The sequence below is a fragment of the Spirosoma aureum genome (genome assembly GCF_011604685.1).
Lineage (GTDB): Bacteria > Bacteroidota > Bacteroidia > Cytophagales > Spirosomataceae > Spirosoma > Spirosoma aureum.
This window is the reverse complement of record NZ_CP050063.1, coordinates 7,883,188-7,896,338: the sequence shown is the minus strand read 5'-3', so window position 1 is coordinate 7,896,338 and position 13,151 is coordinate 7,883,188. Positions and strand designations below refer to the sequence as shown.

The 13,151-nt window shown below is 47.9% G+C and carries 8 protein-coding genes; 3 read left to right on the top strand and 5 right to left on the bottom strand.

Features of this window, described 5'->3' with window-relative positions:
• Positions 1–10: 10 nt before the first annotated feature.
• Positions 11–2,524, top strand: a complete 2,514-nt coding sequence (locus tag G8759_RS31725) for a PspC domain-containing protein (protein ID WP_167217202.1) — start codon at positions 11–13, stop codon at positions 2,522–2,524.
• Between the two features lie 109 nt (positions 2,525–2,633).
• Here the strand turns inward: G8759_RS31725 and G8759_RS31720 are convergent, their stop codons facing one another.
• From G8759_RS31720 to G8759_RS31700, 5 genes are all read right to left on the bottom strand, one after another.
• The gene (locus tag G8759_RS31720; protein WP_167217200.1) at positions 2,634–3,737 is read right to left on the bottom strand and encodes a glutaminyl-peptide cyclotransferase; all 1,104 of its coding nucleotides are present in this window, start codon (positions 3,735–3,737) and stop codon (positions 2,634–2,636) included.
• A 130-nt stretch (positions 3,738–3,867) separates the two neighbouring features.
• Positions 3,868–5,574 (bottom strand): sialate O-acetylesterase, encoded by a 1,707-nt coding sequence (locus G8759_RS31715; RefSeq protein WP_167217198.1) that lies wholly within the window; start codon positions 5,572–5,574, stop codon positions 3,868–3,870.
• 202 nt (positions 5,575–5,776) lie between these two features.
• Positions 5,777–9,121 (bottom strand): methylmalonyl-CoA mutase family protein, encoded by a 3,345-nt coding sequence (locus G8759_RS31710; RefSeq protein ID WP_167217196.1) that lies wholly within the window; start codon positions 9,119–9,121, stop codon positions 5,777–5,779.
• 274 nt (positions 9,122–9,395) lie between these two features.
• Positions 9,396–10,103: an aquaporin Z gene (gene aqpZ, locus G8759_RS31705; protein WP_167217194.1), complete on the bottom strand. Its 708-nt coding sequence runs from the start codon at positions 10,101–10,103 to the stop codon at positions 9,396–9,398.
• A gap of 174 nt (positions 10,104–10,277) precedes the next feature.
• A complete protein-coding gene (locus G8759_RS31700; protein ID WP_167217192.1) occupies positions 10,278–11,504 on the bottom strand; it encodes an ABC transporter permease in 1,227 nt (408 codons plus the stop codon).
• A 141-nt stretch (positions 11,505–11,645) separates the two neighbouring features.
• Here G8759_RS31700 and G8759_RS31695 point away from each other — a divergent pair, with 141 nt between their 5' ends.
• The gene (locus G8759_RS31695) at positions 11,646–11,849 is read left to right on the top strand and encodes a hypothetical protein (RefSeq protein WP_167217190.1); all 204 of its coding nucleotides are present in this window, start codon (positions 11,646–11,648) and stop codon (positions 11,847–11,849) included.
• An 18-nt stretch (positions 11,850–11,867) separates the two neighbouring features.
• Positions 11,868–13,049: an exo-beta-N-acetylmuramidase NamZ family protein gene (locus G8759_RS31690; protein WP_167217188.1), complete on the top strand. Its 1,182-nt coding sequence runs from the start codon at positions 11,868–11,870 to the stop codon at positions 13,047–13,049.
• Positions 13,050–13,151 lie beyond the last annotated feature (102 nt).

Below are 13,151 nucleotides of genomic sequence, written 5' to 3'. Positions count from 1 at the left end.
CTCTAGCGCCATGAAAAAGACCATAAGCATTAATATAAGTGGGGTCATCTTCCATATAGAAGAGGACGGCTACGATAAATTGAAGAGCTACCTGACGTCAGTACAACAGTACTTTTCGACTTACGAAGACAGTCAGGAAATTGTAACCGACATCGAGAACCGGATCGCCGAGAAACTGCTGGCTAAACTGAAAGCTGCCGATAAACAGGCCGTTTCTGTAGAAGACGTCAATGAACTCGTTGCAGCTATGGGTACTGTGGCCGATTTCGAAGCCGTGGAAGAGGAGGAAGTCCTCGTTACCAGCGGAGGTCGCAATTCGGCGGTTAACGGCGGACAACCAACTTCTGGCAGCGGCCAACAATCGTCAGCTCAGGGATCCAGCGCTTATTCGCAACCAACGGGAGGTGCCTACGCAGGTCCACGCCGACTCGTTCGTGACCTACGCCGGAAAACGCTCGGTGGCGTTGCGGCTGGTCTGGCCCATTATTTCAACATGGATGTCGTATGGGTACGCCTGATATTCCTGGTTTTATTCCTGGCTCTGCCGCCTATTGGCGAAGGGTTTGGTGCCGGTGTTTCGGGTTTCACGTTCATCGTCTACATTGCTATGTGGATTGCCCTGCCCGGCACAATGGGTATTGAAGAAGACAAAACCGTTAAGAAATTCTTCCGAAATCCCGAAGATAAAGTACTGGGCGGGGTTGCCTCGGGTATTGCAGCCTACTTTGGCGTCGATACGGGTATTATCCGGTTGTTATTCGTGCTGGGTATCGTGTTCTTTGGGGTTGGCTTTCTACTCTACCTCGTTCTGTGGATCATTGCGCCCCAGGCGAATACGCTGACCGAAAAAATGGAAATGCAGGGGCAACCGATCACGCTATCGAACATTGAAAACAGCATCAAGCAGAATCTGAATATTAATGAATCACCCAATAATGAAAGTACGCTGACGCGGGTGTTGCTCTTTCCGTTTCGGGCCATTGCCACGATAATCGGTGGACTTGGTAGTGCGCTTGGGCCACTTCTGAACGGAACGCTGACCATTATCCGGGTCTTTGCCGGATTGTTAATGTTGGTAGTGGCGTTCGCTTTGATGGTCGCCTGTCTGGCCGTGTTGGGTGCGTCGATCGGTATCGGGTCTGGTGGCAATTTCGGTAACAGCGATTTTCCTTTTGAATTATTCCGGGCTGATATAACTGCTCCAATGGTTCTGTCTGCTTTTCTGGTCGGATTTCTTCCCGCTTTTGGATTAGCTATTTTAGGTGTCATGCTCATCACAACCCGTAATGTATTGAGCAGCCGGACAGCCTTGACAATTGCCGGGGTATGGTTGGTAAGCCTGATTATTTTTGCCGGTACAGCCGCACCGTTGATCAACAGCTTCCAGCGCCGGGGAACGGTCGAAGAAACGAAAGTGCTGGCTGTACCAGCTGCTATTCCGACCTTTGACATCAACGAACTGGATAGCGATAACTGGCATGTGTCTATCGAACTTCAGGGCTATGATGGGACGGCACTGAATCTGGTCCAGCATTTTAAAGCGCAAGGATCGAGCCGGGCCCAAGCACAGGCAAATGCTCGCCAGATCAAATACGCTTACGCGATCAAAGACTCAACGGTTCGTTTCGACAATACATTAGAGTTGCAGCCAGGGGCTCATTTCCGGGCGCAGGATCTGGATATGGATCTCATGATTCCTTACGAAAAGCCTTTCCGCATGACTAAAGATTTCGCCCGGTTTATTCGGAACGAGTTCGGCGGGAAAGAGATCGACCGGATGCCATCCAGTGTCTGGAAGTTCACGAAAGATGAAGGATTGGTTTGTCTGAACTATCCACGGGAGAAAGACCGCAGCTACGATGATGAAGACAACGACGTGACTGATCTTACGGACGATGTGCAGAACGCGGTATCCAGCGAACTGGGTGACGATTTCGACCATATCGGAGATCATACCCGACAGTTTAATGTCAATAATTTTTCGAAAGTAGACGTTGGTGGTGCGTTTGTTGTTCGTTTCCGCAAAGGCACAATCTACAAAGTGGTGGCCGATGGGCGTGAGAAAGATCTGGACGATGTAAGTGTAAAAGTTGACGGCAATACCCTGAAGGTGTCGATTGATCGTAACGGAATATTTGACTGGAGTAACCGCAAGCGCATTGGCCTGACAATTACTGTTCCGTCGATTGATGAACTCAAATTGTCGGGCGCATCGAAGGCGAGCCTGACCGGGTTCGAGAAATATAATGATCTGAACATCGAAATGAGTGGTGCCTGCCGCACCGTGTTCGATGGCTCGGTCGAGAAACTTACGATAAATCTTTCAGGAGCCTCAAATGCGGTATTACGCGGTCATGCAAACCAACTTGATGCCGAACTGAATGGAGCCAGCAAGGTTGAAGCCACGAGCATGCATATCGACAAGGCGTCGGTTGATGCCAGTGGAGCCAGTCATGCAACCATGGGCCAGGTCGGTTCGCTCGATTCCGAAACATCAGGAGCCAGCAAGGTAACACGGCAGTAGTTTTGAATTGGTAACTGCGTCATTTAGCCAATAGGTACCTGATAGCTCTTTGAGCTATCAGGTACCTATTGGCTTTTATAGCTTTTCTGTTCAGGGTTTAGAAACTCCGTTAGCGACGCGCCACCTTATTGAGCGCCTTATTATTCAGTGCTTTTTGTAGCTGTATCTTGTATAACGCAGGCCAATTTTTACCGGTTAGGTAAAGCGCATTTTCCCTGGCCTGGAAAGCGATGCCATTAAGAACATTGGCCTTTGTGTCGATTCCGGCTGGCAAAATAGGCTCCATGTCGAGATACCCGACAACTTTTCCGGATTTCAGATCGATCTGGACAATTCGATTGGTCTGCCAGACATTGGCAAAAACATACCCATCTACGTATTCCAGTTCATTGAGATTCATAACCGGCCCCTGATGATCGTATATGGCCAGTTCGCGTTTTCGCTGAAAATCAGGAGAGAGAAAATAAAGCCGGTTTGAGCCATCACTCAAAATAAGCGTCGAATCGTTGTGGGTTAATCCCCAACCCTGAGTAGGGTACGTAAACGTCTTTTCCAGCGTAAAATTCATCGAATAGCGGAAACACACCCCAGATGTCCAGGTTAGCTGATAAATTTTATCGTTCATTATTGTGATTCCTTCTCCGAAATACTGGGTAGCTATAGGGATGGATTTAATGATCGATCCTGTAGGAAGATCAACCTGCATCAATTTAGACTTGCCATTTAAGCCCGTACCTTCGTATAAAACACCTTTATAGAACTCCAGGCCCTGGGTAAAACTGCTGGTCTGATGGGGATAAGTTTTTATGACAGAATACAGGAGGGTAGGCGGAGTAACATCAGACCATAATTCGATTCCGAGCGTATCGGAAAAAGAGATTTTATTGGCTGTAGTACCACTGATTACCAACTGATGTAAGCCTAATTTTTGATCGGTAGATCTCACCCGCAGTGCATTTGTAGTCCGTTGAATGATGCCAGCCGATCGATCGTCAATCATGACGGTTGCCTGGCTCAATGGCTGGCTCAATTGAATGGAAATGGTATCGCCAAGCTTATAGGTAGTGTTAACGAGGGCTGTTATCGATGGTTTCTCCAGATCATCTGGTGTCTTTGCTTCTTTCTTCGTATTCTGGCAGGAGAAACCTGCTAAACAGACGAGGACAATAAATAAAGAATAACGAACGCGATACCGAATGTGCCAATTCAACATTAGTTTTTTTTAGGGTATTTTGTGTTAGAATGCCCAAAACCATCGAATCCAGGCATGACTTACAAGTAATTTTGATGCTTACCTGTGCAGACAAATTAATGCTATTTCCTGAATATAGGCATGCTACACGTCAATTTTGGCCAATTCGCAACATACCTCCGTTCTGGTAAATTAATTGCGCGCCGTTGTTGTACCGTAGCAGACCCGTATGAGCCTGATAACCTGTTGGCAATGTAATGACATGTTTTAGCTCGGTGGTATCGATTGACGATGGGAGCCAGCCACAGGACCATACCTGCGGGTCATTCCAGTTTCCATTCCGAACCGTGCTTAATACATGCGCCTGAAGGCCAGGAGGCAAACCACTTCCAGATCCATTGATCGTTATCGGTTCGCTAAGCTCGCCCATGATCGCTGGCGACGTCGAATTAACCCGGAAACGGTATCGACCATTGGCCCAACTGGGCAGCGTAACCGTCAATGGGTTGCCCGTCCCTGAAGTCAATGTAGCCAGCATACAACCGGTTTCGCTTAGCATCTCTACCTGGTACTGGTTATCGACTCGTACCGGGACGCGCGAAAAATAGGGTACCTGAACGTTCTGACCCGGATTAGTCGTGAACGGGAAAACGTAGCCAGTTGTAAGCAGAACCGTTCGATTGGGCAGCGAAGGCTGGGTGTTGTTAAAATAACTTGTTGGCAGGGCCTGGCTCCACACATCGATCAGAGCAGGGCAGTCGTCCGAATCAAAGTGAAGGTGAAAACTATCTCCTTTGCGATAAGTTGGGTAGATCATGCCGTCTGTTGCCGGTCCCTGCCAGTTATTAATCTGGCTGGCCAGTGTGTTTTGGGCTGCAATGATATTTGGATCGGTTTCGTGGTTGACATATTCACTACCTAGGGCCGCCGGAATGTAACTAACCCGCGAAACAACCCAGCTCAGATTGCCAAAACCAAGTTGGGTGCGCGATTTATCGATAACGGTGTTGATGTTGTTGAGGTAATCGTTATAGGACTGATAATAGTTATCGCCCTCGCCCTGATGCCATAAAACCGCCCGGGCACCGGTGCGTTTCAGGTAATGCAAAATGGTTACGCCCAACACCCGATACGGCATATTTTGGGATAGATTTGAATAAGTTTCCTCCCCATTGGCCGTGTGTACCCAGTGCTTGGAGTTGGTTGCCGAATAAGAGGCTCCATAAAACATAACCGGCACACCAAGTTGAGTGACCAGTCTGTCGCCCAGGGCACCCCAGACATACAGATAAGCCCCTGGAAACATACCTGTATTAGCAATGCCGCTTGATAAATCGGCATGACTGACGTTAAAGGGCAACGAGTTTTCGGAGAACTGACCAGCCTGCCCTGTCCAGTAATTAATGATCGAGACCCGGTCATCGTTGGCCTGGCCGGTGTAGCAGTTTACGCCCCATGAGTTTGATTGCCCAGCCGTAACAAATACCTCGCCAACTCCGATCCGATCCATTGAGGTAGATGCGATTTCGGTATTCCCGGCAAACGCCTTTACCTGAAGATCATACCAGCCGCCTGTTATACCCGTCAATGAACCCTGAAAAACACCATTTGCCGGTGCATTGTCCAGCGTTATCCACCCCGTAGAAGTACCTCCCTGTCGTACGGTTAGCCGTGCCTGTATCTGGGTGGCATTTGCAGGACATTGCCCAACAATAGGCACATTGGCCTGATTGTTATTATTTCGTTGAATAACCAATCGGCTGGTAGGAAAAGTTACCTGCAACTGGGCAAAAAGAGTATAAGGAAAAAAGAATAATACGGATACAGCCGTTTTTAGTAAACGTCGCAGGAAATCCATGATTAATGAACAGTATGGATACTTAATGGCAGAGGTTGTACATTTAATGCACAAAAAACGAGCCAGAATAAACGCGTATTGTCTACGAATACGGTTATTCTGGCTCGTTAAATTAAAAGCAAGTTAAAATTGATATTTATTTATTTGATAATCAGTTGATTGTGTGTGAGATATGGTTTTTTGATGTCCCTCTATTGACCTGCTACATATTCCGGCGATATTGTCCACCTACGGCATAAAGAGCATTTGATAACTGACCTAGTGAGCATACTTTAGATGCTTCCATGAGACTGTCAAAAATATTGCCATTTGCTAAGGCAGTCGCCTGTAGGTTGGTCAGTGCAGTGATCGACTCAGCGTGGTGGTGTTCCTGAAAGGCCCGACAAGATTCTACTGCGTACCGTTTTTCGTCGTCTGTCGACCGGATCACTTCGTTCGGAACGAGGGTTGGCGAACCGCTGGAAGCCAGGAATGTGTTTACTCCCACGATAGGTAGCTGGCCGTTGTGTTTCAGGGTTTCGTAATACATAGACTCCTCCTGAATCTTACTGCGTTGATACATACGTTCCATAGCGCCCAGTACTCCGCCCCGTTCGTTGATCGCCAGAAATTCCTGATAAACAGCCTCCTCGACCAGATTAGTTAATTCGTCGACGACGAACGAGCCCTGCAACGGATTTTCATTTTTGGTTAACCCAAATTCGCGGTTGATAATCAATTGGATAGCCATGGCACGACGCACCGACTCTTCGGTTGGGGTGGTTATGGCTTCGTCGTAGGCATTGGTATGGAGTGAGTTGCAGTTATCGTAAATAGCGAGCAGCGCCTGCAGGGTCGTACGGATATCGTTAAAGGCTATTTCCTGGGCGTGCAGACTTCGCCCCGATGTTTGAATGTGGTATTTGAGTTTCTGGGAGCGTTCGCTGGCTTTGTATTTGTTGCGCATCGCTTTCGCCCAGATCCGTCGCGCAACACGGCCCAGTACGGTGTATTCTGGGTCCATACCGTTCGAGAAAAAAAACGACAGATTTGGAGCAAAATCATCTACGTTCATACCTCGGCTGAGGTAGTATTCCACAAACGTAAAGCCATTGGATAGCGTAAACGCTAACTGTGAGATCGGGTTCGCACCCGCTTCCGCAATGTGATAGCCCGAGATCGAAACAGAATAGAAATTCTGAACGCGGTTGTCCGTGAAGTATTGCTGAATGTCGCCCATCATCCGAAGCGCAAATTCAGTCGAAAAAATGCAGGTATTTTGTGCCTGGTCTTCTTTCAGAATGTCGGCCTGTACCGTTCCGCGCACTTTTCGGAGCGTTTCAGCTTTGATTTTTTCGTACACCTCAGGTGGTAACACTTTGTCGCCGGTTGTGCCGAGCAGCAGCAGTCCCAGTCCATCATTCCCATCCGGCAATTCGCCCCGATATCGAACAGCCTCAGCCTGAATATCGGGTGCACCATTCCTGGTTCCCTGCTCTTTTAGCCACTTCTCACATTGCTGATCAATGGCTGCGTTCAGGAAAAAAGCCAGTAGCATGGGCGCGGGACCATTGATCGTCATGGAAACCGATGTAGCCGGATCGCAAAGATCGAAACCAGAGTAGAGTTTCTTGGCATCATCGAGCGTGCAAACGCTGACACCTGAGTTGCCGACTTTACCGAAAATATCAGGCCGCATGGCCGGATCTTCGCCATAGAGCGTAACGGAGTCAAACGCGGTTGAGAGACGTTTTGCGGGCAGATCTTTCGACACATAATGGAATCGTCGGTTCGTGCGCTCAGGGCCACCTTCACCCGCAAACATCCGGGTAGGATCTTCACCTTCGCGCTTGAGTGGGAAAACTCCGGCCGCATACGGAAACTCGCCCGGAACATTTTCGGTCAATAACCATCTTAACACGTCACCCCAATCGTGGTATTTGGGTAGACTAACTTTCGGTATTTTTAAATGAGACAGCGTTTCTGAATAGAGCGGTTGCCGAATGACTTTATCCCGAACCGTGAACTCGTAGAACTCGGCCGAATAGCGTTTCTGCACATCGGGCCATTGATGCAGTAAGTTGCGACAGTCTGCGCTAAGCCGACTTTCTAATTCGACATATAGGTTCTGTAATTCGGCCTTAAGCGGATTTTCAGGTAAAAGCTTAAGTGTTCCATCAATCTGATAGAGCTGTCGCGCCAGTGTTGTCTGATCGTCAACAAAGGCGTTGTAGCGTCTGCTTTCTTCCACAATCTCTGCTAAATAGCGCACCCGGTCGGGTGGAATAATCGGCTGAGGAACCTGGCTTAAATTAGTACCTGACTCCACGCTCCCATCGCCGATCTCCATGCCTAATAAATTCATCAAACGGTCGAACAGGGCGTTCATGCCCGGATCATTGAACTGAGACGCAATTGTACCGAGAATGGGAAGTTCATGATCCGGTACGTCCCAGCGGTTGTGATTTCTGCGGTATTGTTTGCGAACATCCCGAAGTGCATCCAAGGACCCGCGTTTATCAAACTTATTAATAGCAATGACATCGGCGAAGTCGAGCATGTCAATTTTCTCCAACTGGGTGGCCGCACCATATTCGGCCGTCATTACATAGAGCGTTTTATCGGCGTGTTCGGTAATTTCGGTATCCGATTGCCCAATCCCCGATGTCTCAACAATAATCAGATCGAATTGGGCAGCCTTACAAACATCGATAGCGTCCTGCACATGTCGGCTCAGGGCCAGATTCGATTGACGCGTTGCCAGCGAACGCATATATACCCGAGCCAACGACCCGGCAGATGGGTTAATGGCATTCATTCGGATGCGGTCGCCCAGTAAAGCTCCGCCTGTTTTGCGCTTTGAAGGGTCTACCGAAATAATTGCCAGCGTTTTATCCGGGAATGTACGCAGGAAACGGAGCACCAGTTCATCCACCAGCGACGACTTACCGGCTCCTCCGGTACCGGTAACACCAAGCACCTTTATTGATCGAGTGATTGGCTGAATGAATGAATGGGGAAATTGGTCGGGTGCATTCTCGGCGGTCGTGATGAGCCGGGCAATTTGATTGGGTGAACCTGGAGACGCAAGGTTCTCCGAGGGGGATAATTCAAAATCGCACTGCTTTAGCAGGTCATCGATCATACCCTGAAGCCCCATTGTTCGTCCGTCGTCCGGGGAGTAGATGCGGGCGATACCATAAGCCTGTAGTTCAGCAATTTCGGATGGCAGAATTGTGCCACCACCACCGCCAAAAATTTTTATATGCCCTGCCCCGCGTTCATTCAGCAGGTCATACATGTATTTGAAAAACTCCAGATGACCGCCCTGATAACTCGTTACCGCAATTCCCTGCACATCTTCCTGAATAGCGCAATCGACAATTTCGGCAACCGAACGATTATGCCCCAGATGAATAACTTCAGCACCCGATGCCTGCATTAACCGACGCATCAGATTAATGGCAGCATCGTGACCATCGAAGAGTGAAGCCGCCGTTACAATACGAATTTTATGCGCGAAGGGTGATGATACAGGCTGCTTGGTTTCCGATCGTTGAGCTATCATAGCACAGGCAAGAATTTATTTATTACTGTTACTTCGTGAAATTGTACCAAAGTTACGAAGCAAATAGGAATCCATTCTACGTGAACTTTTGCCATGCACCAGGCTTTTGCATACTTACTCGTAAGGATAATAGGTTTTCCTGTTTTATAAAAATCAGACTATATCGTAAAGCTATTCCACCGCTGGATGGCAGACCATGATTAACTGTTTTGTCAGATAAAATCATGGTCTGCCATCCAGCGGTGGAATAGCTTTAGATCAAAATATGATCGCTTTATCGTGCTGGAACGGCGTCTTCAAATATACCTTTCCAGGTAAGTGCGGCTAGAACTCCGCCAACGATAGGAGCCAGGATGAATAACCATAATTGTTGTAAGGCTTTACCGCCCGCCAGAATAGCTGGTCCAAAACTGCGGGCCGGATTGACCGACGTACCGGTAACAGGAATCGCTACTAAATGAATAAGTATCAGGGTTAAGCCAATGGCTAAACCTGCCATCGTGCTGTTTCCCCATTTAGAGGTCGTATGGAAAATGACTAACAGGAACAGAAACGTCATTACCGCTTCCGTTATGAACGCAGATTCAGTATTGTAGGCACCCAGATACCCTTGCCCCCAGCCATTGGAACCCAGTGCCCATTCGTTCATCATGAACACAGGCGCACCACTTTGAACAATATATAAGACAGAAGAAGCCAATGTAGCGCCGATCAACTGGGCGACAATGTAGCCCACGGCGTCGTTGAGCTTTATTTTACCCGCTACCAGCATGGCGATCGTGATTGCCGGATTAATATGGCAACCCGAAATAGGACCAATTGCATAGGCCATGACAACGACCGTTAGGCCAAATGCAAACGAGATTCCCAACAGGCCAATTCCCAAAGGACCCGTAGATGAAATGCCGGAAATAACGGCAGCACCACATCCCAAAAATACAAGTGAGAAGGTACCAATTAATTCAGCCAGATATTTTTTCATGAGATTATCGGTAAATAGTTGAATAAAAACAATATATGGCTTTTGGGACGATAGAATCTAGGGAGGTAACAGTTTAATGAAAAGTATATATAAATTATAGAATATAGGCATAGAGTCTCCCCAGGTATGAATACTCTTTTCACACCAGGGGAGAGGTAGTGCTTCTGCTTTGATTTACTTCTTAAACGCCAGAGCTTTTACCGGTTGAATCCGATTGATGATGAACGTCGGTAGCCAGAGGGCAAAGGCAATCAACAAAATCGTTGCGCCATTCAGAGCAAGAATTGTTGGCCAGTCCCAAACGATCGGGACATAATTCATGAAGTAGTTTTTTGGATCGAGGGGGATCAGTTTGAAGCGATCCTGAATAAAGCAGATGCCTAGCCCGACGATATTGCCAATGAGCAATCCCCAGCCGACCATGTTCAGTCCAACGAATAAAAACATACGTCGGATAAGTGGATCTGAACCGCCCAGAGCCTTTAATAGGCCAATCATTGGTGTTCGCTCCATCATCAGAACCAACAGCACCGATACCATATTGAAGGAGGCAACAAAGGTGATGAGGGCCAATAAGATCACCATGTTACGATCGAGCAATACCATCCAGTCGAAGAGCGGACGGTACTGGTCCGTTACACGTGTCAGGCGCATATCGGGCGTCATTTCGTCAAAAATGTTATTGGCTGTGGCATCCAGGCGATTGAAATCCTTTACGAAGATTTCATAACTACCGACCGAATCAGGCCCCCATTTGTTTAGGCGTTGAATAAGCCGTATATCGCCTAATGCAATGGTCTTATCAACCTCTTCCAGTCCCGTTTCGTAAATGCCCACCACCGTCATTTTACGGGCGCGGGGTGGATTTCCCAGAAAATAGAGTGGTATGTTCTGACCAACTTTTACCTGTAGCTGATTGGCCATGTATTGACTAATCAGTAATTGTGTCGATCCCGTTCCGGTATCGGCCCCCACAGTTGGCACGGTGCCGGCTACGATTGAACCATGAAACAGATTCCAGTCATAATCTTTGCCTACGCCTTTCAGAACCACGCCTGTCAACTCGTTGCTGGTTTTCAGAATGCCTGCTTTCAGGGCAACTGCCTGAATATGCTGAACGCCCGGAATCCGGGTACTATCGCGATAAAGTTTGGTGTTAAGCGCAATGGGCGTTTCCTGATAGGAGCTGTTATTGGTAAATTTACTCGCCTGCAAATGAGCGCCGAACAGAAATATCTTCTGCTGGATGGTATTTTTGAAGCCAAACAATACGGCAAAAGCCACGATCAGAATGGATAGACCGAGTGCTATACTGATTATCCCGACGCGGGTAACGGTAGCTGAAAAACTGCCCTCAGGTGCGTGACGGACCTTACGAGCCAGAAAAATAGGTACGTTCAAAACGGAGTGGTTAGGCGTTAGTCAAGTGCATAATCGGAAAAGCCCGGGCAACTAGTGACTGATCACTAACGACGCCTGACTAACAACTGTTTTGTTCTAGTGCGTAAATGTAAGAGTTTTACGGAACGCAATTTGTCAATAATGGCTTTATCGCTCTCGCAACGGGGAGATTTGTCTGCTTGTTGGTTCAAATCAAACGTAACTGGTCTTGGTCTTTCACTCAGTTATGATATTATTACGAAAGGATATGACGGTTTACTTACACTGGAAAACAACGCCGAAGGAGGGACTACTTTTCTGATTCGACTATCTACTGATTCGGCTTCTTCATCCATAAAACCCTGAAACTCATTTTCGCAACTTATGAAACACCTTACGCTGATTTTTGCCTATCTGCTCATTGCCGCCTGTAGTTTGCTCCCAAATGCCTATAGCCAGTCAAGTCAAACTGGGCCCCTCCAGACCGGAGCCGATCAAATGACGCTCTATCTGCCCGCCTTGCAGGGAAAACGCGTTGGCATGGTCGTCAATCATACATCGCGAATTGGTACGACGCATTTGGTTGATAGCCTGATTGCACGTGGAGTGACGATTAAGACCATTTTCGCGCCGGAGCATGGATTTCGTGGAGAAGCCACCGATGGCGAGAAAATCAGTAATAGCCGTGATCAACGCACGGGTGTTTTCATCACCTCTTTATACGGGCAGAACCGGAAGCCATCGCCCGCCCAGATGGACTCGCTGGATGTGATCATTTTCGACATTCAGGACGTAGGAACGCGATTTTATACCTACATCAGTACCATGCATTACGTCATGGAGGCTTGTGCCGAGACCAATAAACCACTCATTATATTGGATCGCCCGAATCCCAATGGCCACTTCATCGATGGACCCGTACTGGACCCGAAGTTTAAATCATTTGTAGGAATGCACCCAATTCCGGTCGTTCACGGATTGACAGTTGGCGAACTGGCCCGGATGATCAACGGCGAAGGCTGGTTGGCTGGCAGCAAAACCTGCAAACTTACCGTAGTGCCTGTCAAAAACTACACACATCAGACGCCCTATGTGTTGCCGGTACGACCTTCTCCGAACCTGCCGAATCAACAGGCTGTATTGCTGTATCCATCACTCTGCTTTTTTGAAGGAACGGTCGTCAGTGTTGGACGCGGCACTGACAAACAGTTTCAGGTTATTGGATCACCCTACACAAAATATGGTCCGTACACATTTACGCCGGTAGATAAACCCGGCGCTATCAATCCACCGCTGGAAGGACTGCTGTGCTATGGGTTGGATTTATCGGCAATTGCCATCTCGAAACAGGAAATGATGCTGAATTATTTCTTCGACTTCTATAAAAAAGCCAGCGATAAAAGTAAGTTTTTTCTGGCCAATGGCGGTATTGACCGACTGGCGGGCACCGATCAACTTCGGTTGCAGATGATTGCTGGCGTATCGGAAGATAAAATCCGGCAAAGCTGGCAACCAGCGCTGGATGGGTATAAAGTCATGCGGAAGAAATATTTGCTATACCCCTGAAAAGAGCAAACGAGTGACTGATGAACGAGCGAAAAACTGCTACCAACTTTTTGCTCTTTCACCAGCCACTCGTTCACATTTGTTTGTGGTGCAGGCAAAATG

What these genes read in the sequence shown, in the direction of transcription:
- G8759_RS31725 (WP_167217202.1), top strand. Translation starts at nt 11, where the DNA reads ATGAAAAAGACCATAAGCATTAATATAAGTGGGGTCATCTTCCATATA.
- G8759_RS31720 (WP_167217200.1), bottom strand. Translation starts at nt 3,737, where the DNA reads ATGTTGAATTGGCACATTCGGTATCGCGTTCGTTATTCTTTATTTATT.
- G8759_RS31715 (WP_167217198.1), bottom strand. Translation starts at nt 5,574, where the DNA reads ATGGATTTCCTGCGACGTTTACTAAAAACGGCTGTATCCGTATTATTC.
- G8759_RS31710 (WP_167217196.1), bottom strand. Translation starts at nt 9,121, where the DNA reads ATGATAGCTCAACGATCGGAAACCAAGCAGCCTGTATCATCACCCTTC.
- aqpZ (WP_167217194.1), bottom strand. Translation starts at nt 10,103, where the DNA reads ATGAAAAAATATCTGGCTGAATTAATTGGTACCTTCTCACTTGTATTT.
- G8759_RS31695 (WP_167217190.1), top strand. Translation starts at nt 11,646, where the DNA reads ATGGCTTTATCGCTCTCGCAACGGGGAGATTTGTCTGCTTGTTGGTTC.
- G8759_RS31690 (WP_167217188.1), top strand. Translation starts at nt 11,868, where the DNA reads ATGAAACACCTTACGCTGATTTTTGCCTATCTGCTCATTGCCGCCTGT.